The organism is Halomonas sp. 328 (assembly GCF_015645095.1).
In the GTDB taxonomy this organism is placed as follows: Bacteria; Pseudomonadota; Gammaproteobacteria; order Pseudomonadales; family Halomonadaceae; genus Bisbaumannia.
The window spans coordinates 44,034-67,150 of sequence record NZ_JADOTW010000011.1 but is presented as its reverse complement, the minus strand read 5'-3'; the positions used below and the strand labels follow the sequence as shown (position 1 = coordinate 67,150).

Here is a 23,117-nt window from a genome sequence, read left to right as displayed (position 1 = left end):
AACCTGCCTGATGATCGTTCGAAGAAAGCCGGCGCACTGGGCACCGGCTGACCTCGACGGGGCCGGGGTAACTGCGACACCGGGTCGCAGTTACCGGGCGGCGCCCATGATACCAAGCAAGAGGCGCGGATTTAAGTGGCATTGGCCAGCAACATCTCGCGAATCTTGCCGATGGCCCGGGTCGGGTTGAGGCCCTTGGGGCACACCGAGACGCAGTTCATGATGCCGCGGCAGCGGAACACGGAGAACGGATCCTCCAGTTCGGAGAGGCGCTCGCGGGTCGCCTCGTCGCGGGAGTCGGCCAGGAAGCGGTAGGCCTGCAGCAGGCCGGCCGGGCCGACGAACTTGTCCGGATTCCACCAGAACGACGGGCAGGAGGTGGAGCAGCAGGCGCACAGGATGCACTCGTAGAGGCCGTCAAGCTTGTCGCGGTCCTCCGGCGACTGCAGGCGCTCGATGGCCGGCGCCGGGGTGTCGTTCTGCAGGTACGGCTGGATGCGCTCGTACTGCTTGTAGAACAGCCCCATGTCGACCACCAGGTCACGCACCACCGGCAGGCCCGGCAGCGGTCGCAGCACCAGCTTGTTGTCCTTGACCACCTCGGAGAGCGGGGTGATACAGGCCAGGCCGTTCTTGCCGTTCATGTTCATGCCGTCGGAGCCACACACCCCCTCGCGGCAGCTGCGGCGGTAGGCCAGGCCGTTGTCCTGCTCCTTCATCATGTGCAGGACGTCCAGCACCATGACGTCGCGGCCCTGGGTGTCGACCTGGAACTCCTGCATATAGGGCGCGGAGTCGGTCTCCGGGTTGTAGCGGTATACGGATACCTGAAGCATGGATCGTGGCTCCCCTTAGTAGGTACGGACTTTCGGCTCGAAGGTGTCGACGGTCTTGGGCGCGAAGTTGACGTCGCGCTTGGCAAGCCGCTTCTCGGCCGGGAAGTAGAGCGAGTGCTTCAGCCAGTTGGCGTCGTCACGGTCCGGGTAGTCGTAGCGGGAGTGGGCACCGCGACTCTCCTTGCGCTCCAGGGCGGAGATCGCCGTGGCCTCGGCCACTTCCATCAGGTTGTCCAGCTCCAGGGCCTCGACACGGGCGGTGTTGAAGGCGTTGGACTTGTCCTCCAGGTGCGCGTTGGCGATACGCCCGCGCAGCTCGGCCAGCTGCCGCACCCCTTCCTGCATGTTGTCCTCCTGACGGAAGACACCGAAGGCATTCTGCATGATGCCCTGCAGCTCGCGCTTGAGCTCGGCCACGGACTCGCCGCCGGAGGACTCGTTCCAGCGGTTCATGCGCGCCATGGCGGACTCGATATCGGACTCGGAGGCGTCCAGGTACTCGATGCCTTCGTTCAGGGCGTTCTCGATGAACATGCCCGCGGCGCGACCGAAGACCACCAGGTCGAGCAGGGAGTTGCCACCCAGGCGGTTGGCGCCGTGCACCGACACACAGGCCGCCTCGCCACAGGCGAACAGGCCGTTGACGATCTGGTCGTTGCCGTCGGCGTCCTGCATGATCGCCTGGCCGTGAACGTTGGTGGGGATACCGCCCATCATGTAGTGACAGGTGGGCACCACCGGGATCGGCTCCTTGGCCGGGTCCACGTGGGCGAAGGTCTTGGAGAGCTCGACGATGCCGGGCAGGCGCTTGCCGAGGACTTCCTCGCCCAGGTGATCGAGCTTGAGGAAGACGTGATCGCCGTGCTCGCCGCAGCCGCGTCCCTCGAGGATCTCCATGACCATGGAGCGGGCCACCACGTCGCGGCCGGCCAGGTCCTTGGCGTTGGGGGCATAACGCTCCATGAAGCGCTCGCCATCCTTGTTGACCAGGTAGCCACCCTCGCCGCGGCAGCCCTCGGTGACCAGGGTGCCGGCGCCGTAGATACCGGTGGGGTGGAACTGCCACATCTCCATGTCCTGCATCGGGAAGCCGGCACGCAGGGCCATGCCGATGCCGTCACCGGTGTTGATCAGGGCATTGGTGGTGGAGGCGTAGATACGACCGGCACCGCCGGTGGCCAGCACGGTGGCCTTGGACTTCACGTGCACCACTTCGCCGGTCTCGATGCACATGGCGATGCAACCCACCACGTCGCCGTTGGCGTTCTTGACCAGATCCACCGCGAACCACTCATTGAGGAAGGTGGTGTTGTTCTTCAGGTTGTTCTGGTAAAGGGTGTGCAGCAGGGCATGACCGGTCCGGTCGGCGGCGGCACAGGTGCGGGCCGCCTGGCCGCCCTTGCCGAAGTCCTTGGACTGGCCACCGAAGGGACGCTGGTAGATGCGGCCGTTGTCGAAGCGCGAGAACGGCAGGCCCATGTGCTCCAGCTCGAAGACCGCCTTGGGGCCCTCGGAACACATGTACTCGGCGGCGTCCTGGTCGGTGATGTAGTCACCGCCCTTGACGGTGTCGTACATGTGCCAGCGCCAGTCGTCGTTGGGATCGGCGGAGGCGATGGCGCAGGTGATGCCGCCCTGGGCGGAGACGGTGTGGGAGCGAGTCGGGAAGACCTTGGAGAGCACCGCGGTCTTCTTGCCGGACTTGGCCAGCTCCAGGGCGGCTCGCAGGCCGGAGCCACCGCCACCGATGATGATTGCGTCGAAGGTCAGGCTACGCATGTTAGACATGGATCAGGCTCCCCACAGGACTTGAATGCCCCACACCAGAAAAACGAAGATGGCCAGGATGATCACGACCTGCACGACGAGGCGCAGGGCGGTGGCCTTGAGGTAGTCGGTGGTCACGGTCCACAGGCCCACCCAGGCGTGGGCCGCCAGGGAGACGAAGGCCAGCAGCGAGAAGATGCGCATCCAGGTGGCGGAGAAGAGCCCGCTCCAGGCCGCATAGTCGAGGCCCGGGTTGAACAGCAGATAGCCGACCATGAAGAGTGTGTAGACGGCCAGGATCAGCGCGGAGACGCGCTGGATCAGCCAGTCGGAGAGGCCGCTGCGGCCGAAGCTTGTGATGTTGGTTACCATACCCAGACTCCCGCCAGAATGATCAGGACGGCACTGATGACCACGGTGGCCTGTGCCTTTTTCAAGCCACCCTCGAGGGTCACGCCGATATTCATGTCCATCAGCAGGTGCTTGATGCCGGCCACGAAGTGGTAGGCCAGGGCCGACAGCAGTCCCCAGGCGATGAGCTTGACGAGGAAGTTATTGGAGAGGGCATGACTGACGGCGTCGAATCCTTCGGGGGAGGAGAGCGACTTATCCAGCGCCCAGAAGGCAAAGATCAGCCCAATGAAGAGGATGATGCCGGTGATGCGGTGGGTGATCGACGTCAGCGCCGGGAGCGGCATCTTGATCGTCGTCAGGTCGAGGTTTACGGGTCGTTTGCTATTCACGGCTCTATACACACTCTCTTGGCCCGCTTCCTGGTTGGGGCAAGGCCCAAGCGGGCGGTGGTTTTGAGGAAGGGCTCGGCCGTTTGCCAAGTCGGCACGACTCCATTCCTGCCAGTCGCGCGGGGTGGATTATAGGGACAAGGGCTAACCATGACAAACCTAACCGTATCGAACACGACCATGGTTTAGCCTTGACCGCCACCACCAGAAGCGCACAATGATGCAGGGCAGCAACATCTATACAGATACCATACAAGAATCCCCAGCGGTATAATCAAGGGGCCTTTCGGCTAATTGACAATCCCCGACACGCTTCTATAGTGGGCGAACTTTTTACGCCAGCATGGCAAGCGAGACAACGACTTATCGTCCGAAACGAAAGAGATAGAGGAGGCCGGCATGGCTGACAGGAAAGCGCAGTTGACGATCGAAGGGCTGGACAAGGTAATCGAGCTGCCTGTCTATTCCGGCACCGTCGGCCCCGACGTGGTGGACGTTCGCGGCCTGGGCGCCGAGGGCGTCTTCACCTACGACCCCGGCTTCATGGCCACATCCTCCTGCCAATCCGCCATCACCTACATCGATGGCGCCAAGGGCGTGTTGCTGCACCGCGGCTACCCCATCGACCAGCTGGCCAAGCACTCCAACTACGTGGAGCTCTGCTACCTGCTGCTCAATGGCGAGCGCCCCTCGAAGGAGGAGTACCAGACCTTCGAGCGCACCATCCGCAACCACACCATGGTCCACGAGCAGCTGGCCAACTTCTACAAGGGCTTCCGTCGCGACGCCCACCCCATGTCGATCCTGTGCGGCGTGGTGGGCGGCCTGGCGGCCTTCTACCATGACCACCTGGACATCACCCGCGAGGAGGACCGGCAGATCAGCGCCATCCGCCTGATCGCCAAGATGCCGACGCTGGCGGCCATGTGCTACAAGTACAACATCGGCCAGCCCTTCAACTATCCGCGTAACGACATGAGCTACGCGGAGAACTTCCTCTACATGATGTTCAGCAACCCCTGCGAGGAGTACCAGATCAATCCGGTCTTCGCCAAGGCCATGGATCGTATCTTCATGCTCCACGCGGACCACGAGCAGAACGCCTCCACCTCCACGGTGCGCCTGGCCGGCTCCACCGGCGCCAACCCCTTCGCCTGTATCAGCGCCGGCATTGCCGCCCTCTGGGGCCCCGCCCACGGCGGCGCCAATGAGGCGGTGCTGAACATGCTCGACGAGATCGGCGACGACTCCGAGGAGAACATCCAGCGTTTTATCGACAAGGCCAAGGACAAGGACGATCCCTTCCGCCTGATGGGCTTCGGCCACCGGGTCTACCGCAACTTCGACCCCCGCGCCAAGGTGATGAAGGAGACCTGCGACGAGGTGCTGGGCCAGCTGGGCCTGGCCGACGACCCGCAGCTGCGCATCGCCAAGCGCCTGGAGGAGATCGCCCTCGAGGACGAGTATTTCGTCAAGCGCAAGCTCTACCCCAACGTCGACTTCTACTCCGGCATCATCCTCAAGGCGATCGGCATCCCCACCAACATGTTCACGGTGATCTTCGCCATGTCGCGCACCATCGGCTGGATCTCCCACTGGCACGAGATGATCAGCGGCGACTACAAGATCGGCCGCCCGCGTCAGCTCTACATCGGTCATCCGCAACGCGACTACCCCACCGAGTAAGCGCTAGCGTAACGCAGACCACAGAAGGCCGCCCCCGGGCGGCCTTCTGTGTTTCCCCCGTCACACAGAGGAGCCTTACCATGTCATCCACCATCGCCACCGTCGCCTTTATCGGCCTGGGCGTCATGGGCTACCCCATGGCCGGCCACCTGGCCAGGGCGGGCCTCTCGGTCCGCGTCTACAACCGCAGCGCCAACAAGGCCGAGGCCTTCGTCGCCGAGCATGGCGGCAGCCACCACCCCACGCCCCGGGAAGCCGCCAGCGGCGCCGACCTGGTGCTGGTCTGCGTCGGCAATGACGATGATGTACGCCAGGTGACCACCGGCGAGGATGGCGCCCTGCAAGGCCTGGCCCCGGGCAGCCTGCTGGTCGATCACACCACCGCCTCGGCGAGCCTGGCCCAGGAGCTCGACGCCGCCTGTCGCGAGGCCGGCATCGACTTCCTCGATGCCCCGGTCTCCGGCGGCCAGCAGGGCGCCGAGAACGGCGCCCTGACCGTCATGTGCGGCGGCGAGGCCACGGCCTTCGCCCGGGTCGAGGCGACCCTGACCCACTACGCCAAGGCGGTGACCCTGATGGGCCCCGCCGGCAGTGGCCAGCTCACCAAGATGGTCAACCAGATCTGCGTGGCCGGCGTGGTCCAGGGCCTGGCGGAAGGGCTGCACCTGGCCGACAAGGCGGGCCTGGACCCGCAGCGGGTGATCGAGGTGATCTCCCAGGGCGCCGCCGGCTCCTGGCAGATGGACAATCGCCACCGCACCATGATCGAGGGCGACTATGACCACGGCTTCGCGGTGGACTGGATGCGCAAGGACCTGGCCATCTGCCTCGACCAGGCCCGGGAGCTGGGGGCTCGCCTGCCAGTGACCGCCCTGGTGGATCAGTTCTATGGCGACGTCCAGGCGATGGGGGGCGGCCGCTGGGATACCTCGTCGCTGCTCAAGCGACTGCAACGCGACTGACGTCCCGAGGGAGGGGATCCCCCCTCCCGATCACGCCGATTCCCCCTCGCCATAGCCCCCGCATAGCCCCCGCACAACCCCCGCCCGCCCGGCGCCTGGATTCCCACGAAACTTCCACGCCGGCACGACTTACCCCCACCCCGGCGCTTGTCCACATAATCTGTGGATAACACTGTTCACAACCTTGAGACAAGGCTCAGCAGACGCCATGACAAGGGGGTTACGCTTAGATTGCTCAATTTTTAGCCATTTATAAGCTATTGATTTTAAACAAATAAAATAAGAATTGCCGCAACCATGCGGGTCGCCGCCGGGTTGTGCACAGGATGACAGAAGAATGACAGCCGAGGTGGACAACTCGAGAAGGTTGTCAAGCCCGAGAAGGGAGAATTCGAGGAGAAAGCTGGCCGGAAAGCTCCCGCGTGGATCGGGGCCGACCCGGAATCGAGAGACAAAAAAAACGCCTTTCGGCGCCGGTCTTGCTTGGGGTGGTGTGGAAAGTGGCGTCCCATAGGGGGTTCGAACCCCTGTTACCGCCGTGAAAGGGCGGTGTCCTAGACCACTAGACGAATGGGACGCATCTTCCAGACTCTCGAGATGTTGGTGGAGCCTAGCGGGATCGAACCGCTGACCTCAACACTGCCAGTGTTGCGCTCTCCCAGCTGAGCTAAGGCCCCGCATCTCGTTAAGACGAGGCGTATAATACTGATTCCCCTCATCTTCGTCAACACCTTTTTAAAGCTGGAAGCTGGAAGCTGGAAGCTGGAAGCTGGAAGCTGGAAGCTGGAAGCTGGAAGCTGGAAGCTGGAAGCTGGATAGCAGCCTAAATGGCACCGCCTCCGAGGCAAGACCTCGGAGGCGGTTGTTCTTCCAGCTTCAAGCTGAAGGCTTCAAGCTCCGTGCGAAACCGGTGGCTTACAGCTCGTTGTACTCTTTTTCGAGGCGCTTGGCCTGCTTCTTGGAGACGCCGCCCAGCACGGCGATGGCGTGGCGCAACCGGGCGCGGGTCATGTCCGAGCCGAGAATCGCCATGGCATCCAGCACCGAGGTGGAGGTGGCGGAGCCGGTCACGGCGATAAACACCGGGGCCAGGAAGGCCTTCATCTTCAGCTCGAAGACCTCGGCCAGGGCCTTGACCTCTACCAGCAGGCTCTCCTTGTCCCAGCGCGAGACGCCTTCCAGGCGCCACACCAGGAACTGCAGCAGGCGCACCAGCTCGTCGCGCTCCAGCTTGACGCTCGCGAAGCTGGACTCGTCGATGGCCGGCAGGCCGGAGAAGAAGTGGCCCGCCAGCGGCATCACCTCGGAGAGGGTCTCCACCCGCGGGCGCACCTGGGGGAGGATCTCCCGCACATAGGCCTCGTTGAAGGCCCAGTCGCGCAGCGCCTGGAGGAAGGCGGCATCGTCCAGGTCCTCGCGGATATAGAGGCCGTTGAGCCAGGTCAGCTTCTCCAGGTCGAAGACCGGGCCACCCAGGGAGACCCGCTCCACGTCGAAGTGGGCCATCATCTCGTCGAGGGAGAACTTCTCCCGCTCGTCGGGCATCGACCAGCCCATGCGGCCCAGGTAGTTGGTGACCGCCTGGGGCAGGAAGCCCATGCGCCGGTAGTAGTTGATGGAGGTCGGGTTCTTGCGCTTGGAGAGCTTCGACTTGTCCGGGTTGCGCAGCAGCGGCATATGGCACAGCTCCGGCATCTCCCAGCCGAAGTACTCGTAGAGCAGCTGGTGCTTGGGCGCCGAGTTGATCCACTCCTCGCCGCGCAGCACATGGGTGATGCCCATCAGGTGGTCGTCCACCACGTTGGCCAGGTGGTAGGTGGGCATGCCGTCGGACTTGAGCAGGATCTGGGCATCCACCTGGGCCCAGTCCACCTCGATCACCCCACGCAGGCGGTCTTTGACCCGGCAGGTGCCCTCGGTGGGGACTCGCATGCGCACCACATAGGGCCAGCCCTCCCGCTCACGGCGCGCCACCTCCTCCTCGGGCAGGGCCAGGTCAGCGGGCTTGAGGGCCATCTGCAGGCCGGCGGCCTTGCGCGACTCGCGCAGCTCGTCGAGCTCCTCGCTGGTGCGGTAGCACTTGAAGGCGTGGCCGGCGTCCAGCAGCTGCCGGGCATACTCGGCATAGATATCGCCCCGCTCGCTCTGGCGGTAGGGGCCATGGGGGCCACCCACGTCGGGCCCCTCGTCCCACTCCAGGCCCAGCCAGCGCAGGGAGTCGAGGATCATCTGCTCCGACTCCGGGGTGGAGCGCTCGCGATCGGTATCCTCGATGCGCAGGATGAACTGACCGCCCTGCTGGCGGGCGAAGCAGAGGTTGAACAGGGCGATGTAGGCGGTGCCCACATGGGGGTCGCCGGTGGGGGACGGCGCGATACGGGTACGTACGGTCATCTCGGAATCCATTGGCTAGAGAGGTGATGTCCTGGTGGGCGATTATACGCACTCCCCCCCTCCCCAGCAGCCACCGGAACCCGAGATGCGTCAGACGGTCACCTGCATAGCGAAACGACGCAAGGAGTGCCCCATGCTACCCAACCTGCCCGATGCCTTTACCGCCCTGGTGACCGGCGCCTCCGGCGCCATCGGCGATGCGGTGGTTCGCGCCCTGCTGGCCGATTCCCGCCCCGCCCGGGTCATCGCCGTGAGTCGCCGCCCGCGCCCCGGCGATCTCGCCGACGCCCGGCTGACCTGGCTCGAGGCCGATGTGGAGCGCGAGGCGGGGCGCCGGGCCATCGCCGAGACCCTGGCCGACACCCCGCTGCACCTCTGGTTCAATGCCATCGGTATCCTGCACGAGGGCGCGACCTTTCCGGAAAAGCGCCTGGAGGAGCTCGATGAGGCCGCCTTGCAGCATCTCTATCGGGTCAATGCCATCACCCCGGCCTTGCTGCTCCAGGCGCTGCTGCTGGCCCTCAAGGGACAGCATCCGGCCCTGATCGCCAGCCTCTCGGCGCGGGTCGGTTCGATCGAGGACAACCGCCTGGGCGGCTGGTACGGCTACCGGGCCAGCAAGGCTGCCCATAACATGTTGATGCGTACCGCCGCCGTGGAGCTCCGGCGACTGAACCCACAGAGTTGCGTGCTCTGCCTGCATCCCGGCACCACCGACAGCGCCCTCTCCCGCCCCTTCCAGGCCCGAGTGCCGAAAGGCAAGCTGTTTACCCCCGCCTTCGTCGCCGAGCGGTTGCTCGAGGTGATCGGCCAGCGCCGCGCCGAGGAGAGCGGCAGCTTCTGGGACTGGGCCGGCGACCCCATCCCCTGGTAGGACCGGGGCTTCCTACAGCACCAGGTGTTCGTGGAACCAGTCGGTGATGAAGTCGAGGTAGGCCCGGGTCTTGTCGGGCAGGTACTTACGGGAGCGGAACAGCACCAGCATGCTGCCGTGCTCGTTCCAGTAGGGCTGCAGCAGGGGCACCAGGCGCCCCTCCTCCACCGCCGCCCGGGCCGCGAAGGTGGGCAGATAGGCCAGGCCGAAGCCCGCCTTGGCGGCCTCCACCACCCCCAGCAGGTTATTGATCACCAGCCGTGAATGGGGCTCCACGTCCAGGGGCTGATCATTCAGCGAGAAGCGCCAGTGGGCCCCCAGGTCGTAGTTGCCATAGAAGATGGTGTCGTGCTGGGCGATATCCTGGGGGTGGTGCAGCGGCTGATGGATCCGCGCCAGGTAGTCCGGCGCCGCGTAGAGGCCATAGACCACCTTGCACAGCGGCCGCGAGACCAGGCTGGAGGGCGGCAGGGGCCCCATGCGGATGGCCAGGTCCACGGCATCGTCGATGGGCTCGAAACGCTGATCCTCGAGGAGGATCTCCACCGCCACGTCCGGATAACGACGCATAAAGGCGGTGGTGGGCTCGGCCAGGTACATGAAGCCGAAGCTGACCTGGGCGCTGACCTTGAGCTGCCCCCGGGGGCGCGCGGTGACCGACTGCACCTGAGCCTCCGCCGAGGCCAGCTCCTCGCGAATGCGCAGGCCATGCTCGTAGTAGATCTGGCCCGCCTCGGTGAGGTGCAGGGAGCGGGTCGAGCGGTTGAGCAGGCTGACCCCGAGCTCCTCCTCCAGGGCCGCCACCCGCTTGGAGGCCAGCGACTTGGAGATGCCCAGCCGCCGCGCCGCCGCGGTAAAGCTGCCGCTGCGCACGACTTCCACGAACACCTTGAGCGCATCCAGGGTCGCCACCGCGGACCTCCTCTACCGGGGAATTCGAGCAGGCCATGCGCCGGGCCATGCCTCGGACAATGTTTCCATTATGGAAACACTAGTTTTCGATTGTACCCACTTATTCCGCAAATGCCGACTGACTATACTGGCCCTGCCTGCCGAGACGAGCCTTCGCTCACTCGACGGGTCTACGCCATCGGGCCGGTCACGGCCGGCCTGGATGACGCCTTCAGTGCATATCTGCTTTGCGCGCGGCCGGATGTTCTTCGACAACCGGCCCGCTTTTCTTTTGCCGCGTTCCGTGCGGACACCAAGAGCAAACGCAACTTAACCGATCCGTCGTTGTCACATCAGCGCCGCCGAACTATCGTTGATCTTCCGTGGTCGATGCCACGAGGCCGATATTCCGCGGCAATTCCCTTTCACGCTGACGAGAGACTTCGATGGAATCGCTCGGTCCCCGAATCAAGCAGCTCCGTATTCAAGCCCAGCTCAACAAGGCCGCCCTGGCTCGCCTGGTCGGCGTCTCCGATGTCACCATCTCCTATTGGGAATCGGGGGCCATCAAGCAGATCGGCCATGAGCGCCTGGTGGCCCTCGCCGAGGCGCTGGGTTGCCCGCTCAGTCACCTGCTGGATGACGGGGCGGGAGGCGGACAGCAGCCGCTGCGCCTTTCCCACCACCTGCCCCTGCCCTGGCAGGGCCAGGGCGCGCCGACGCTGATGCTGGAGGGGCAGAAGGCTCCCGCCTATCTGGTGACGCCGGCCGCCGACGAGCCCTTCGAGGCCCTGCCGGCAAACGCCCTGGCCGCCATTCAGCCGGTGAGCCGCTATCTGGGGCCGGGGTACTACCTGGTGGAGGAGCAGGAGAGGCTGGACCTGCGTCGCCTCGAGGCCGAGGCCACCGGACTCGCCCTGCATGGCAAGCTGGTGTCGCGCTGGGTCCGCCTGGACGACTGACGTCGCCGCTGGGCCATCAACGATGGCCCAGCTCGTAGGTGGTCCGGTACTCGATCACCTGCCCCAGGCCATGACCGGCCTCCCGCACCCAGTCGCCAGCGAGGTGCTCGCCCTGGGTACCGATGACCGCCTGAACCGAGGCCGGTTGCAGGTTACCCGGCGACATCTCCAGGCGCAGGGTATAGCCCCCGGCCGCCAGGCCGCTGCCGGGGCCGAAGGGCCCCACCTCGAAGCGCCCCGCCTCGCCGACCTGGGTACGGTGGCGCCAGCTGACGCCACTGGCATCACGCACCACCACGATCAGCAGCCGCGTCCCCTCGGGCAGGTTGGTCTCGCCGGCGACACTCAGGCGCCGGTCGGGCCGCACCGCGGGCTCGAGCTCGACCCAGACCGGAGCGTCCAGGGAAACCGCCGTCTCGTCGGGCACCGCCTCCTGGGGCTCGGCGACCGCTGCCACGGGGTCGGGAGACGGCTCGGGAGGCGACGTCTCTTCCGCCTCGCCGCCACAGCCGGCCACACTCAATGTCAGGATTACCACGCCCATCCAGGTCAGTCGGCGCCTCGCCTCCATGAAACTCCTCCCGAGAGATCAATGCCTGTCTAGACTATCATCGCCCTCGGCGGTTCGTCTTAACGGGTGCGTGTCACGCCGGCCATGCTCTCAGCCATCGGCGCAACGCAGGCAGCGGGTGGTGTATGGGAGGGCCACCAGGCGGCGCGGATCGATCGCCTCGCCACACCGCTCGCAGAGCTCGCCCTCCCCCGCCTCGAGGCGCGCCAGGGCATGCCGCACCTGGGCCAGCTCCTCGCGGGCCTCCTGATCCAGGGCCTCCACCACCTCGTCGTTCTGCACCTCGCCGGCCTGCTCGCGGCTGTCCTTGTCCAGGGGGCGGCGCCGATGGTCCCGGTAGCGCGCCAGGCGCGCCTCCAGGTCGTCACGCAGGCGCTGCAGGGTCTCGTGTCGTTCGCTCATCGTCGTCTCACTCGCCATGACCTGTCGTGCCTTAGGTGATAGCACAGTCACGCCGCCTCGGCCCTGACCCGAGTCAACTCAGGCGGGAGCGCCGATCACGCCCAGCCACAGCAACAGGGCCACGAAGGCCATGGCCAGCAGGAAGGCCACGCCCATGGCCACCAGCTGGCGCAGCAGCCAGTTGACGCCCCGGCGCCCCAGGGCGATGGCGATGCCCAACCAGGCGGCCACGAAGATCACGAACATGGCGGCGGTCGCCAGGGTCTCGATCATCTCTCGTCTCCTTGAACTATCCCGATAAAGGCGCCGTTATACCCGCCCATCGACACCAGGGCCAGGCGACCATCCCCCATAGCCCCTATCCGTCCTGACCATAAGGCCCCCACCCAGCGAACACTCACTCACCCCTCGCATCCCGCGGCGGGGCTGGTAGAATGGGCGCCTCTTCCGATCGACCCCGTGATGCCGATGCCCCGACTCGACCGCACCTTCTCCGTTGCCCCCATGATGGAGTGGACGACCCGTGACTACCGCGCCTTCGCCCGCACCCTGAGCCGGCGGGCGCTGCTCTATACCGAGATGGTCACCACCGGGGCCCTGATTCATGGCAGCCCCCGGAAACGCTTCCTCGGCTACGACCCGGTGGAACACCCCCTGGCCCTGCAGCTGGGCGGCAGCGATGCCGGCGAGCTGGCCGAGTGCGCAGCCATCGCCGAGGCCTGGGGCTATGACGAGGTCAACCTCAACGTGGGTTGCCCCAGCGACCGGGTCCAGAACAACCTGATCGGCGCCTGCCTGATGGGCCACCCCGACAAGGTGGCGGCGGCGGTGAAGGCGATGCGCGAGGCGGTGTCGATCCCGGTGACGGTGAAGTGCCGCATCGGCATCGACGACCAGGACGAGGACGCCGACCTGGCACACTTTATCGAGGTGGTGGCCGATGCCGGCTGCGACACCTTTATCGTGCATGCCCGCAAGGCCTGGCTGCAGGGACTCTCCCCCAAGGAGAACCGGGATATCCCGCCCCTCAACTACCCCCGGGTGCACCGCCTCAAGGCCGAGCGGCCGGCGCTGCATATCGGCATCAACGGCGGCATCAAGACCCTCGACGAGTGCCGCGAGCAGCTCGAGCACGTGGATAGCGTGATGGTCGGCCGCGAGGCTTACCAGAACCCCTGGCTGCTGGCCGGCGTCGACGCGGCCCTCTATGGCGAGCCTGGCCCCGCCGAGAACCGCCATGCCGCGGCCCGGGCCTTCCGCCCCTATATCGCCCGGCGTCTCGCAGAGGGGGCCCGACTCAACCACCTGACCCGCCACCTGCTGGGCCTCTTCCAGGGTTGCCCGGGAGGGCGCAAGTTCCGCCGCCACCTCTCCGAGCACGCCCACCGCGAGGGGGCCGGGCTGGCGGTCTTCGACGATGCCCTGGGCCTGGTCCCGGAGCACCCCGCCCAGCGCGCCCCGGAGCCCGCCACTACTTGAGGTTCAATCCCTCGGGTAGCGATTCATAGTCGGATTGGAAGGTCTCGATGGCGCTCTCCGCCTCCTCGATGGCATCGAAACGCGCCACGTGGAAGAGCGCCTCCCCCTCGTTGGCCAGGGGCAGGTTGCTCATGCCGATCACGATGCCGTCGGCGTTGGCGCGCACCTCCCCCTCCACGTTACCGAAGGGATCCGCCACCACCCCCAGCAGCTCGCCCTTGGCGACCCGGGCGCCAAGGCGCACCTTGGGGCGCAGGATGCCGTCGATGGTGGCCCGGGCCCAGCTGGAGCCATTGGCCACCTCGGCGGCGGGCGGCGCGGCCCGGCGACGGTCGCTGGTCAGCATGCCGATGCTGCGCATCACCCGGCGCACCCCGCGCACCCCGGGAGCGATGGCCCACTCGTCGAAGCGCAGCGCCTCCCCCGCCTCATAGGTAAGCACCGGCACCCCGTTGCCCTGGGCATAATGGCGCAGGCTGCCCTCGCGCAGCTCGGCATTGAGGATCACCGGCACGCCGAAGGCCATGGCCATCGCCTCGGTCTCGCCTCCGGGGGTCAGCTGGGCGCGGATCTGCGGCAAATTGGTGCGGTGAATGGCCCCGGTATGCAGGTCGATGATATGGGTGGCCAGGTCGACGATCTGCTCGCGGAACAGCGCCGCCACCCGGGAGCCCAGGGAGCCCGCCTCGCTGCCGGGGAAGCAGCGGTTGAGGTCGCGGCGATCGGGCAGGTAGCGGCTGTGCTGGACGAAGCCGAACACATTGACGATGGGCACGGCGATCAGGGTGCCGCGCAGGCCGCGCACGGCACTGGAACGCAGCAGGCGGCGCACGATCTCCACGCCATTGATCTCGTCGCCATGGATGGCCCCGCATACCAGCAGCACCGGCCCGCTCTGGCGGCCGTGGATCACCTCCACCGGGATATGCAGGGGCGCATGGGTATAGAGCTTGGCCACCGGGACATCGATCTGGGCCCGGGCACCGGGCGCCACCTTGACGCCGGCGAGTTCGAAGGGGGCACGCGCCATGGCACACTTCCTATGTCGAAAGGCTGGTTTCCTTATACTCGTCCGAGCGCTTCGGCACGAGCCCCGGGCCTCAACGCCCGGCAACGGCTTATATATACAATCATGAATGTAAGTTTCACGATGACTGGGGTAAACTAGGAGGCACTCCCCGCATCACCGAGACCCGATATGGCCCGCAAGACCAAAGCCGAAGCCGAGGCGACCCGCGAGGCGCTACTGGAGGCCGCCGAGGCGGTATTCTACGCCAAGGGAGTGGCCCGCACCTCCCTGGAGGAGATCGCCCGCCAGGCCGGCATGACCCGGGGCGCCGTTTACTGGCACTTCAAGAACAAGGGTGACCTCTTCGCCGCCCTGCTGGATCGCGTCCGCCTGCCCTTCCAGGAACTGGTGGAGGAGGTCGACGCCGACAGCCACGGCGATTCCCCGCTGGAAGCCATTCGGCTGGCCTGTCACAAGGGCTTCGTCCGCCTGGCGCAGCCCCGCTACCAGCGGGTCTACTCGATCCTGATTCATCGCTGCGAATTCTTCGGCGACATCGACCCCATCGCCATGCAGAACGCCATGGCGAACGAGTCCTGCGGCGCCCTGGAGGAGTATTTCGCCTGTGCCGCCGCCCAAGGCCTGCTGCGCGACGATATCGCCCCCGAACAGGCGGCCCAGCTGCTGCAAGCGACCCTGGGCGGTCTCTTCCACGACTGGCTGCGCAACCCCGACGATTTCTCCATCGAGGCCCGGGGCAATGAGCTGGTGGGGACCCTGCTGCGCCTGGTGAGCCGCTCCTGAGCCCACTTCGGCGCAATTTGCTGCATTGCAACAAAGCTCCGCTATACTGAAGGCCTGGCCCCACCCGTGGAGAGAGCGCCATGGACGACCTGGCCCTGATTCCCCTGGGCGAAGCGGAGGTGGCGGTGCGCATCTGGCACCCCAGGGCTTCCCGCACCCTGATCGCCTGGCACGGCCTTTCCCGACATGGCGGCGACTTCGCGCCCCTGGCACGGCTCCTGGGGCCCGGCTGGCGCATCCTGGCCCCGGACACCCCGGGCCGCGGCCTCTCCAGCTGGCCGCTGTTTCCCGCCTACGACTACCGCTACGAGCGCTACCAGGCCCTGGCCCTGCAACTGCTCGATCACTTCGCCCTGCCCCGGGCCGCCTGGCTGGGCACCTCCATGGGCGGCCTGCTGGGCATGCTGCTGGCGGCGGATGCCCAGCACGGATCCCGCATCGAGCGGCTGATTCTCAATGACGTGGGACCGGAGCTGGAACTCCAGGGCCTGGTGGAGCTGGGCGGCTACTTCGCCATGCCGCGCTACTTCAGCCGCTTCGGCGACCTGTGCCGGGAGCTGCGTCGCCACCATGCCGACTTCGGCATCAGCGATGAGCAGGGCTGGCGGGAGCTGGCCCTGAGCAGCGCCCGCCGCTTGCCCGATGGCGGCTGGACCTTCCACTACGATCCGCGCATCGTCGAGCAATTCATTCATGATCGGCCCCGGGATACCTGGCAGGACTGGGCCGCCCTGGCCTGCCCCCTGATGACGATCCGCGGCGCCCGCTCGGCGCTGCTCAGCCAGGCGGCGGTGGCGCGCATGGCCGAGGTCCAGCCCGGCCTGGTGACCCTGGAGGTGGCGGGATGCGGCCATGCCCCCATGCTCGATACCCCGGCCCAGGTGGAGCCGATTCGTGCCTTCCTGTCGGGATCGCCCCGGCCCGGGTGGCGGCAACGGCTGCTGCGCCTGGTGAGCCGCTCCTGAGCCAGCCTCACTGGGGAGCGGCACGCCGCGGCCGCCGGCCGCGACGCAGGCGATGCACCCGGCTGCGCGCCTCCTCGAACTCGCTCAACGGCACGCTGCGATAGCTCTCCTCCCCGGCCAGGTACTTGACCAGCACCCGGCGCTCGCCGGCCCGCGGCAAGGCCCCCGCCTTGCCATGCAGGCGCACCCCATGCCCCGGGTCGTCCTCCAGGGCCGCCCGGGTGCAGTCGTCGCCGCCGCAGTCGCTCTGGACCACCACCGTCTCCCCCAGCAGGCAGCGCCGCCCCGCATGGCGATGGAACCAGCGGTGCAGGGCATGGCAGAGCGCGGCGGCCAGGGGCGAGGCCAGGGCCAGGGCCGCCCACAGCACCGCCACCCCCACCGGGATGCGGAACAGCCCCAGCGGCAGCCAGCGCAGCACCAGGAGCTCCAGGACCAGGGTCAAGGCCGCGGCGATCGCCAGCAGCACGGTCAGGGCGAAGGTCGCCGGCACCCCGGCGAAGCCCAGGGCCACCAGGGTGCTGGCCAGGTGGTCGCCCTTGAGGCTGTCGTGCTCGAAGAGCTCCAATGGCGCCAGGCGTAGCGCCACCAGCAGCCAGTAGAGGGCCAGGAGCCCCAGGGCCAGGGTGAAGACTCCCAGCGGGAAACCGACGAGGGTGGCAATCAGGACATCCATGGCGCGCTCCTTGATCGGTGTTTAGCCAACGAAGTGCTTAGCCGACAAAGTAGTTTTCTCTAATCAGCGTAGACCATGGCCGGTGCTCGCCCAGAAAAAAGCGCGGGCCCCCTACCGGGAGCCCGCGCGATTCTCACCGATGCCTGGATTAACGGGTCGCCCCCTCCTCCAGAGCCGGCGGGGTCGGCTCGCCACTCAGCCGGCGCCGCAACCGGTCAGAGACGCTGGCGATCATGGCATAGAAGCTGGGCACGAAGAGGCTGCCCAGCACCGCCACCGAGGCCATGCCCACCGCCACCGTAGTGCCGATATGGTGGCTGCTGACGTCGCTGGCGCCGGTGGCCAGGGCCAGCGGCAGGGTGCCGAAGATAAACGCCAGGGAGGTCATCACGATGGGTCGGAAGCGCAGCTCCGCGGCGATGACGGCCGCCTCGCGAATCGTCTTGCCCAGCTCCTTGCGCTGCAGCTCGGCGAACTCGACGATCAGGATGGCGTTCTTCGCCGCCAGCCCCACCACCACCAGCATGCCGATCTCCACATAGACGCTGGTGTCGAGGCCACGCAGGACGATGCCGCCGATGCCCCCCAGGAAGGCGAAGGGCGTCGCCGTCAGCACCGCCAGCGGCAGCGACCAGCTCTCGTACTGGGCCGCCAGGATCAGGAACACCATCAGGATGCCGAAGACGATGGCCAGCACCGCGGTGTTGCCCAGCTGGCTCTCCTGGTAGGCGGTCCCGGTCCAGCCCATGCCCCAGCCGCTGCCCAGTGTCTCGGACACCACCTCCTCCATGGCGGTGATCGCCTGGGCGGAGCTGTAGCCCGGCGCCGCGCCGCCCTGGAACTGGGCGCCCAGGTAGACGCCGAAGCGCGACACCACCGCCGGCGCGGTCTGACGCTCCAGGGTCACGAACTCGGAGAGCGGGATGCGCTCGCCGTTGCCGCCGCGCACATAGACGTTGCCGATGTCGTCCGGGGTACGGCGGAACTCGTCCTCGTTCTGCAGATAGACCTGGAAGTTGCGGTTCTGGTAACTGAAGAAGTTGACGAAGCCGTTGCCGAAGGTGTTCGACAGGGTGGCATTGAGATCCTCCAGGGCCACGCCATAGCTGAGCGCCTTCTGGCGATCGATCTCGGCGCGGAAGGAGGGCACGTTGACGTTGAAGGTGGTGAACACCTGCTGCAGGGCCGGATGCTCGTTGGCCGCCTGCATCACCGCCAGGGAGGCCTGGAACAGCTCCTGGGGCGAGGCGCCGTCGAAGGACTGCAGGTAGCCGGTGAAGCCCCCGGTGGTGGAGAGCCCCATGATCGGCGGCACGTTGAAGGCCATGGCCGAGCCCCCCGGCACCTCGGCGCCCAGCTGCATGATGCGGCCCACCAGCTCATCGGCGGTCAGTTCCCGCTCCTCCCAGGAATCCAGGCTGATGAACATGATCCCCCGCGCCGTGTTCACCGCGCTGGAGAGGATGTCGTAGCCGGCCACCGCCGTGGAGTAGTTCACCCCGGGGATCTGCTCGATGCGCTCGCTGAGCTCGGCCATGTATTCCCGGGTCCGCGCCAGGGAGGCGGAATCCGGCAACTGCACCGCGGCCAGCACGATGCCCTGGTCGGTCTCCGGCACCAGGGTCGAGGGCGTGGTCTGGTAGAGCCACCAGGAGCCCGCGCCCACCAGGGCGGTGAGCAGCAGCGCCAGCCCCCAGAAGCGCACCAGCGCCTTGACCACCCACATGTAGGCGGCGGTGATGCCGGCGAAGAGGCGATCGAAGAGGCGCAGCGGCGTATGGATGGCGCGCATCAGCTTCGACTGCCCCAGCTTGGGCTTGTGCTTGATGAAGATCGCCGACAGGGCCGGGGTGAAGGTCAGCGCCATCAGCGCCGAGAAGGCCACCGAGATCGCCACCGTCAGGGCGAACTGCTGGTAGATCTGCCCGGTGAAGCCCCCCAGGAAGGCCACCGGCACGAACACCGCCGCCATGATCAGCGAGGTGGCGATGACCGGCCCGCCGACCTCCTTCATGGCCTGGATGGTGGCCTGGCGAACGCTGATCTCCTCGTCCTCGGCGAGCACCCGCTCCACGTTCTCCACCACCAGGATGGCGTCATCCACCACGATACCGATGGAGAGCACCAGGGCGAACAGCGTCAACAGGTTGATCGAGAAGCCGAACAGGTAGAAGCCGGCGAAGGTGGCCAGCACCGAGACCGGCACCACCGACATGGCGATCACCGTGAAACGCCAGTTCTGCAGGAAGATGAACAGGATCACGCCGACGATCAGGAAGGCCTCGATGAAGACATGCTTCACCGTTTCCACGGAGGCGTCGATAAACAGGGTGGTGTCGTAGGGCACCACGTACTCGAGCCCCGGCGGGAAGCGCCCGGCCAGGCCCTCCATGGTGCTACGCACCGCCTCGGCGGTCTCCAGGGCATTGGCCCCGGGCTGCTGGTTGATGATGATCGGCGTCATCTCGGCGCCGTTGAGTCGCGCCTCCACGCCGTAGAAGGAGGCCCCCAGCTCGATGCGCGCCACATCCGACAGGCGCAGCGCCGAGCCATCCGGGTTGGTACGCAGGAAGATATCGCGGAAATCATCGACGCTGGAGAGTCGCCCACCGGCGGTGATGGTATAGGTGTAGGCCCGCGGCTCGCTCTGGGGCGTGGCCGCCAGGCTACCCGCCGGCACCTCGGTGTTCTGGGCGCGAATCGCCCGGGCCACCTCGGTGGGGGTCAGGTCATACTGGGCCAGCTTGTCCGGGTCCATCCACACGCGCATGGCGAAATCGCCGCCCCCCAGCACCGACGCCTCGCCGACGCCGGGCACCTGGCGCAGCTCGTCGAGGATATTGAGGGTGGCGTAGTTCTGCATGTAGACGTTGTCGTAGTCGCCCTCCGGCGAGATCAGCGCCACCAGCATCAGGATCGAGCTGGACTTCAGCGATACCGTGACGCCCTGGGCCTGCACCGCCTCCGGCAGCTGGGAGAGCGCCCCCTGCACCCGGTTATTGACGTTGATGGTGTTGATATCGCCGTCGGTGCCGATATCGAAGGCCACGTCCAGGCTCATCAGGCCGTTATCGGCGCTGTTCGAGGTCATGTAGAGCATGTTCTCGACGCCATTGATCGCCTCCGCCAGCGGGGCGGCCACCGTCTGGGCCACCGTCTCGGCATTGGCCCCGGGGAAGGTGGCCTGCACCGAAACCGTGGGCGGCACCACGCTGGGGTACTGCTCGATGGGCAGCACCCGCATGCTCACTATCCCGATCACGGTGAGGATGATCGCCAGCACCGTGGCGAAGATCGGCCGCTTGATGAAGAAGTTGGAGAAGTTCATCAGGCGTCGTCCTCGGCCGCCTCAGCGGCAGCTTCCATCGCCTCGCTGCTGGGCGCCGCCTCCGGTCCATCGAAGGGCTGCGGATCGATCCGGGTGCCCGGCTGCAGGCCGGCGGGGTCGCCCACCACGACGCGGTCACCGGGCGCGAGGCCCTCGCGGATGATCTGCCAGGGACCCGCCCCGTCACCCAGCGCCACCGGGCGTGCCCGGGCCAGGTTCTCCTCGTCGAGCACGAACACCTGGGGGCCCATCAACCCCTGGGTCACGGCGATCTCCGGCACCGCCAGTACCGCGAAGCGCTTGAGCCCCTCGATACGTACCCGCACGAACTGCCCCGGCAGCACGCCGGCCTCGGGGTTGGCGAAGACGGCAGCGGCCTGGACGGTACTGGTGCCCTCGCCGACCCGCGAACCGAGGAAGCTCAAGCGTCCCTCGAGGACCTCCTGTCCCGGCACCTGCAGGGTGGCACCGATCGTGGAGAGCTCCTGATCCTGCAACTGACGGCGCAGCTCCAGGGCCTCCTGCTGGGGCAACTGGAAGCGCACCTCCAGCGGGTCCAGCGGGGTGATGGTGGCCAGCTCGGTGCCCACATTGACCAGGTTGCCCACGTTGATCTGACTCAGGCCGATCATGCCGCTGACCGGCGCGGTGACCTGGGCGTAGTCGAGATCGATGGTGGCACTGGCCAGGGCGGCCTCGGCCTGGGCCACATTGGCCCGGGCCACGTTCAGCTCGGCACGGGCCTGGTCCACCTGCTGGCGGCTGACCGAGTTCTGGCTCAGCAGCCGCTCGAAGCGCTCGGCATCGCGCTGGGCCCGGGAGAGCTGGGCCCGGGCGCTCTGCAGGTCGGCCTCGCGCTGATTGACCTGGGCCTGGTAGAGGTCCGGCTCGATGGTGTAGAGCGGCTGGCCCGCCTCCACCAGCTCGCCCGGCTCGAAGTGCCGTGCCTCGAGGAAACCGGTGACCCGGGCCACCAGGGTCACCTCGTCGTCGCTGCGCAGCAGCGCCGGATAGGACTTCTCCAGGGGCAGATCCCGATGCGCCATCTCCATGACTGTCATCGGCAAGGGCGGCCGCTCCTGGGCGGCCTGTTGTTGCGGCGCGTCATCCTGCCCACAAGCGACAAGCAGCGAGGCTGCCGCGCCCACCAGCAGGCCGACGAGGCCACGACGAGTTAAGGCATTCATATGGTGTGTCGATCCCTGTGTATGCGCGAAATATCGCGGAGATTACATTCATCCATGTATGGATGTAAACGTTAGTCGTTTAATCATCCAGTCGAGGCGGTGCGCCGATGTTCAGGGCCGCCTCATGGGCCCCCTCATCGGGCAGGCTCAGGCGAATGCTCTCCGACGCCAGCCAGCCGTTGATCTCCTCGATGCTGCCCAGGTCGAGCACCCCCGACTGCTGACGCAGGGTCAAGAGGTTGAGCACATAGTCGTAGCGGGCCTCGGCATGGTTGGCAATGGCATCGAAGAGGCTACGCTCGGCATTGAGCACGTCGACGATATTGCGGGTCCCCACCTCATAACCGGCACGGGTCGCCTCCAGGGCGCTCTGGTTGGAGACGATGGCCTGGGCACGTGCCTCGACGGTGGAGACATCGTTGCTCACCTGGGTATAGAGGGAACGTACCCGCTGCACCGTATCGCGGCGCTGGGCCTCGAAATCGTACTGGCTCGACTCCAGCAGGAAGCTGCTCTGACGGATGCCCGCCTGGGTACGGCCCCCGGTATAGAGCGGCAGATTGACGCCGATGCCCACCTGGGCCCGGGAGTCATGGCCGCTCAGGTTATCCCGGTCGCTATCGCTGTACTGGTAGTTGGCAAAGGCGTTGAGCGTCGGCAGATGGCCGGCACGGGCCACCTCGACGGTACTGCGGGAGACCTCGACGCCGGCCCGGCTGGCCAGCACCAGGGGGTTGTTCTCCATGGCCAGGGTCACCCAGTGGTCGCGACCGGCGGGGGTCGGAGCGGCGATGGGCAGCCCCTCGCCCAGCGTATCCACCTCACCATAGCGCTGGCCGGTAAGCCGCTCCAGGGCCTCGAAGCTGACCTGGAGGTTGCTCTCGGCGGTGATCCGCTCGGCCCGCGACTGGTCGAAGCTGGCCCGCGCTTCCTGCACCTCGGTGATGGCGATCAGCCCCACTTCGAACTGCTCCTGGGCCTGCTCCAGTTGGCGACCGATGGCGCGCTCCTGGGCCCGCCGCGCCTCGAGGATCTCGTGGGCGCGCAGGATATTGAAGTAGGCCGTGGCCACATCGATCAGCACCTGCTGCTCGGTGGCCGCCAGGCGGTAGAGCTGCTGATCGATCTCCCGCTCGGCGCGTTCCAGCTCGCGGCGATTGCGGGCATCGAACAGCGCCTGGGTGGCCTCCAGGGTCACCCCGGCGCTGGTGAAGCGATCGTCCCCGGGGGCGGCCCCCGTGGCGGTCTGACTCTCGAACTGGCGGGTATGGGTCACATTGCCCTGGGCATTGAGCTGGGGGCGCAGGTCGCCTCGTTCCACATCACGCCCCGCCTCCACGCTATCGGAAAGCGAACGCGCCGAGGCCAGCTCGGCGTTGTTGTTCAGGGCATCCCGGGTGATGGTGAGGAGATCCGCCGCCAGGGCCGAGGTACTGAACAGCGAGGCCAGCAAGGCGGGCAACAGGGCCCGGCGGAAACCGGCACGACGGAGAGTGGCTTGGGGGCTGGGTGATGGCGTCATCGGCTCATCCTTGATGGCTGGACTGGGTATATACATACATTGTCGCATGTTTCTTTTCT

The 23,117-nt window shown here is 66.6% G+C and carries 21 protein-coding genes and 2 tRNA genes; 7 read left to right on the top strand and 16 right to left on the bottom strand.

Going from position 1 to position 23,117, the window contains the following annotated elements:
- Positions 1-131: 131 nt before the first annotated feature.
- Genes IHD13_RS07260 through sdhC form a run of 4 tightly spaced genes read right to left on the bottom strand, consistent with a single transcriptional unit; the run spans position 132 to position 3,346 of the window.
- Entirely contained in the window at positions 132-836 is a 705-nt protein-coding gene (locus IHD13_RS07260; protein ID WP_195860371.1) for a succinate dehydrogenase iron-sulfur subunit, read from the bottom strand.
- Between the two features lie 15 nt (positions 837-851).
- Positions 852-2,624 carry a succinate dehydrogenase flavoprotein subunit gene (sdhA, locus tag IHD13_RS07255; protein WP_195860370.1) on the bottom strand — a complete coding sequence of 591 codons (1,773 nt, stop codon included), beginning with the start codon at positions 2,622-2,624 and terminating at the stop codon, positions 852-854.
- A gap of 3 nt (positions 2,625-2,627) precedes the next feature.
- On the bottom strand, positions 2,628-2,975 hold the full coding sequence (gene sdhD / locus IHD13_RS07250; protein ID WP_195860369.1) for a succinate dehydrogenase, hydrophobic membrane anchor protein: 348 nt from the start codon (positions 2,973-2,975) through the stop codon (positions 2,628-2,630).
- A complete protein-coding gene (sdhC, locus tag IHD13_RS07245) occupies positions 2,969-3,346 on the bottom strand; it encodes a succinate dehydrogenase, cytochrome b556 subunit (protein ID WP_326838323.1) in 378 nt (125 codons plus the stop codon). Before sdhC ends, sdhD begins: the two co-directional genes overlap by 7 nt.
- 399 nt (positions 3,347-3,745) lie before the next feature.
- Between sdhC and gltA the strand changes: the two genes are divergently transcribed.
- Entirely contained in the window at positions 3,746-5,032 is a 1,287-nt protein-coding gene (gene gltA / locus IHD13_RS07240) for a citrate synthase (protein WP_146801628.1), read from the top strand.
- 80 nt (positions 5,033-5,112) lie between these two features.
- Complete coding sequence (locus tag IHD13_RS07235; RefSeq protein WP_195860367.1) at positions 5,113-5,994, top strand: NAD(P)-dependent oxidoreductase; 882 nt, start codon at positions 5,113-5,115, stop codon at positions 5,992-5,994.
- Positions 5,995-6,495: 501 nt separating this feature from the next.
- Here IHD13_RS07235 and IHD13_RS07230 read toward each other — a convergent pair.
- The 3 genes from IHD13_RS07230 to gltX form a co-directional block, all read right to left on the bottom strand.
- Positions 6,496-6,571, bottom strand: a tRNA-Glu gene (locus IHD13_RS07230).
- 24 nt (positions 6,572-6,595) lie between these two features.
- Positions 6,596-6,671, bottom strand: a tRNA-Ala gene (locus IHD13_RS07225).
- Between the two features lie 238 nt (positions 6,672-6,909).
- A complete protein-coding gene (gene gltX, locus IHD13_RS07220) occupies positions 6,910-8,388 on the bottom strand; it encodes a glutamate--tRNA ligase (protein WP_195860366.1) in 1,479 nt (492 codons plus the stop codon).
- 133 nt (positions 8,389-8,521) lie between these two features.
- Here gltX and IHD13_RS07215 point away from each other — a divergent pair, with 133 nt between their 5' ends.
- The gene (locus IHD13_RS07215; RefSeq protein ID WP_195860365.1) at positions 8,522-9,262 is read left to right on the top strand and encodes an SDR family NAD(P)-dependent oxidoreductase; all 741 of its coding nucleotides are present in this window, start codon (positions 8,522-8,524) and stop codon (positions 9,260-9,262) included.
- Between the two features lie 12 nt (positions 9,263-9,274).
- Here the strand turns inward: IHD13_RS07215 and IHD13_RS07210 are convergent, their stop codons facing one another.
- Positions 9,275-10,174 (bottom strand): LysR family transcriptional regulator, encoded by a 900-nt coding sequence (locus IHD13_RS07210; protein WP_195860364.1) that lies wholly within the window; start codon positions 10,172-10,174, stop codon positions 9,275-9,277.
- A 425-nt stretch (positions 10,175-10,599) separates the two neighbouring features.
- Between IHD13_RS07210 and IHD13_RS07205 the strand changes: the two genes are divergently transcribed.
- A complete protein-coding gene (locus IHD13_RS07205; RefSeq protein ID WP_195860363.1) occupies positions 10,600-11,115 on the top strand; it encodes a helix-turn-helix domain-containing protein in 516 nt (171 codons plus the stop codon).
- 16 nt (positions 11,116-11,131) lie between these two features.
- Here the strand turns inward: IHD13_RS07205 and IHD13_RS07200 are convergent, their stop codons facing one another.
- The 3 genes from IHD13_RS07200 to IHD13_RS07190 form a co-directional block, all read right to left on the bottom strand.
- Entirely contained in the window at positions 11,132-11,686 is a 555-nt protein-coding gene (locus tag IHD13_RS07200; protein ID WP_195860362.1) for a hypothetical protein, read from the bottom strand.
- A 90-nt stretch (positions 11,687-11,776) separates the two neighbouring features.
- Positions 11,777-12,088: a TraR/DksA family transcriptional regulator gene (locus tag IHD13_RS07195; protein ID WP_195860361.1), complete on the bottom strand. Its 312-nt coding sequence runs from the start codon at positions 12,086-12,088 to the stop codon at positions 11,777-11,779.
- A 78-nt stretch (positions 12,089-12,166) separates the two neighbouring features.
- Positions 12,167-12,361, bottom strand: a complete 195-nt coding sequence (locus tag IHD13_RS07190) for a hypothetical protein (protein WP_195860360.1) — start codon at positions 12,359-12,361, stop codon at positions 12,167-12,169.
- Positions 12,362-12,556: 195 nt separating this feature from the next.
- Between IHD13_RS07190 and dusA the strand changes: the two genes are divergently transcribed.
- Positions 12,557-13,567 carry a tRNA dihydrouridine(20/20a) synthase DusA gene (gene dusA / locus IHD13_RS07185; RefSeq protein WP_195860359.1) on the top strand — a complete coding sequence of 337 codons (1,011 nt, stop codon included), beginning with the start codon at positions 12,557-12,559 and terminating at the stop codon, positions 13,565-13,567.
- Here dusA and IHD13_RS07180 read toward each other — a convergent pair.
- On the bottom strand, positions 13,560-14,597 hold the full coding sequence (locus IHD13_RS07180; protein WP_195860358.1) for a succinylglutamate desuccinylase/aspartoacylase family protein: 1,038 nt from the start codon (positions 14,595-14,597) through the stop codon (positions 13,560-13,562). The two genes, dusA and IHD13_RS07180, sit on opposite strands and share 8 nt — an antisense overlap.
- Positions 14,598-14,765: 168 nt before the next feature.
- Between IHD13_RS07180 and IHD13_RS07175 the strand changes: the two genes are divergently transcribed.
- Positions 14,766-15,380, top strand: a complete 615-nt coding sequence (locus IHD13_RS07175; RefSeq protein WP_195860357.1) for a TetR family transcriptional regulator — start codon at positions 14,766-14,768, stop codon at positions 15,378-15,380.
- 80 nt (positions 15,381-15,460) lie between these two features.
- A complete protein-coding gene (locus IHD13_RS07170; protein ID WP_195860356.1) occupies positions 15,461-16,345 on the top strand; it encodes an alpha/beta fold hydrolase in 885 nt (294 codons plus the stop codon).
- Between the two features lie 7 nt (positions 16,346-16,352).
- Here the strand turns inward: IHD13_RS07170 and IHD13_RS07165 are convergent, their stop codons facing one another.
- The 4 genes from IHD13_RS07165 to IHD13_RS07150 all read right to left on the bottom strand — a co-directional run bounded on the left by IHD13_RS07165 (position 16,353) and on the right by IHD13_RS07150 (position 23,058).
- Positions 16,353-17,021, bottom strand: a complete 669-nt coding sequence (locus IHD13_RS07165; protein WP_195860355.1) for a hypothetical protein — start codon at positions 17,019-17,021, stop codon at positions 16,353-16,355.
- 148 nt (positions 17,022-17,169) lie between these two features.
- Positions 17,170-20,349 (bottom strand): efflux RND transporter permease subunit, encoded by a 3,180-nt coding sequence (locus IHD13_RS07160; protein ID WP_195860354.1) that lies wholly within the window; start codon positions 20,347-20,349, stop codon positions 17,170-17,172.
- Positions 20,349-21,536, bottom strand: a complete 1,188-nt coding sequence (locus IHD13_RS07155; RefSeq protein WP_195860353.1) for an efflux RND transporter periplasmic adaptor subunit — start codon at positions 21,534-21,536, stop codon at positions 20,349-20,351. Before IHD13_RS07155 ends, IHD13_RS07160 begins: the two co-directional genes overlap by 1 nt.
- 79 nt (positions 21,537-21,615) lie before the next feature.
- Complete coding sequence (locus IHD13_RS07150; protein WP_195860352.1) at positions 21,616-23,058, bottom strand: TolC family outer membrane protein; 1,443 nt, start codon at positions 23,056-23,058, stop codon at positions 21,616-21,618.
- Between the last annotated feature and the right edge of the window lie 59 nt (positions 23,059-23,117).

Coding starts and splice junctions, on each gene's coding strand:
- IHD13_RS07260 (WP_195860371.1), bottom strand. CDS start 836: ATGCTTCAGGTATCCGTATACCGCTACAACCCGGAGACCGACTCCGCG.
- sdhA (WP_195860370.1), bottom strand. CDS start 2,624: ATGTCTAACATGCGTAGCCTGACCTTCGACGCAATCATCATCGGTGGC.
- sdhD (WP_195860369.1), bottom strand. CDS start 2,975: ATGGTAACCAACATCACAAGCTTCGGCCGCAGCGGCCTCTCCGACTGG.
- gltA (WP_146801628.1), top strand. CDS start 3,746: ATGGCTGACAGGAAAGCGCAGTTGACGATCGAAGGGCTGGACAAGGTA.
- IHD13_RS07235 (WP_195860367.1), top strand. CDS start 5,113: ATGTCATCCACCATCGCCACCGTCGCCTTTATCGGCCTGGGCGTCATG.
- gltX (WP_195860366.1), bottom strand. CDS start 8,388: ATGACCGTACGTACCCGTATCGCGCCGTCCCCCACCGGCGACCCCCAT.
- IHD13_RS07215 (WP_195860365.1), top strand. CDS start 8,522: ATGCTACCCAACCTGCCCGATGCCTTTACCGCCCTGGTGACCGGCGCC.
- IHD13_RS07205 (WP_195860363.1), top strand. CDS start 10,600: ATGGAATCGCTCGGTCCCCGAATCAAGCAGCTCCGTATTCAAGCCCAG.
- IHD13_RS07200 (WP_195860362.1), bottom strand. CDS start 11,686: ATGGAGGCGAGGCGCCGACTGACCTGGATGGGCGTGGTAATCCTGACA.
- IHD13_RS07195 (WP_195860361.1), bottom strand. CDS start 12,088: ATGAGCGAACGACACGAGACCCTGCAGCGCCTGCGTGACGACCTGGAG.
- IHD13_RS07190 (WP_195860360.1), bottom strand. CDS start 12,361: ATGATCGAGACCCTGGCGACCGCCGCCATGTTCGTGATCTTCGTGGCC.
- dusA (WP_195860359.1), top strand. CDS start 12,557: ATGCCCCGACTCGACCGCACCTTCTCCGTTGCCCCCATGATGGAGTGG.
- IHD13_RS07180 (WP_195860358.1), bottom strand. CDS start 14,597: ATGGCGCGTGCCCCCTTCGAACTCGCCGGCGTCAAGGTGGCGCCCGGT.
- IHD13_RS07175 (WP_195860357.1), top strand. CDS start 14,766: ATGGCCCGCAAGACCAAAGCCGAAGCCGAGGCGACCCGCGAGGCGCTA.
- IHD13_RS07170 (WP_195860356.1), top strand. CDS start 15,461: ATGGACGACCTGGCCCTGATTCCCCTGGGCGAAGCGGAGGTGGCGGTG.
- IHD13_RS07165 (WP_195860355.1), bottom strand. CDS start 17,021: ATGGATGTCCTGATTGCCACCCTCGTCGGTTTCCCGCTGGGAGTCTTC.
- IHD13_RS07160 (WP_195860354.1), bottom strand. CDS start 20,349: ATGAACTTCTCCAACTTCTTCATCAAGCGGCCGATCTTCGCCACGGTG.
- IHD13_RS07155 (WP_195860353.1), bottom strand. CDS start 21,536: ATGAATGCCTTAACTCGTCGTGGCCTCGTCGGCCTGCTGGTGGGCGCG.
- IHD13_RS07150 (WP_195860352.1), bottom strand. CDS start 23,058: ATGACGCCATCACCCAGCCCCCAAGCCACTCTCCGTCGTGCCGGTTTC.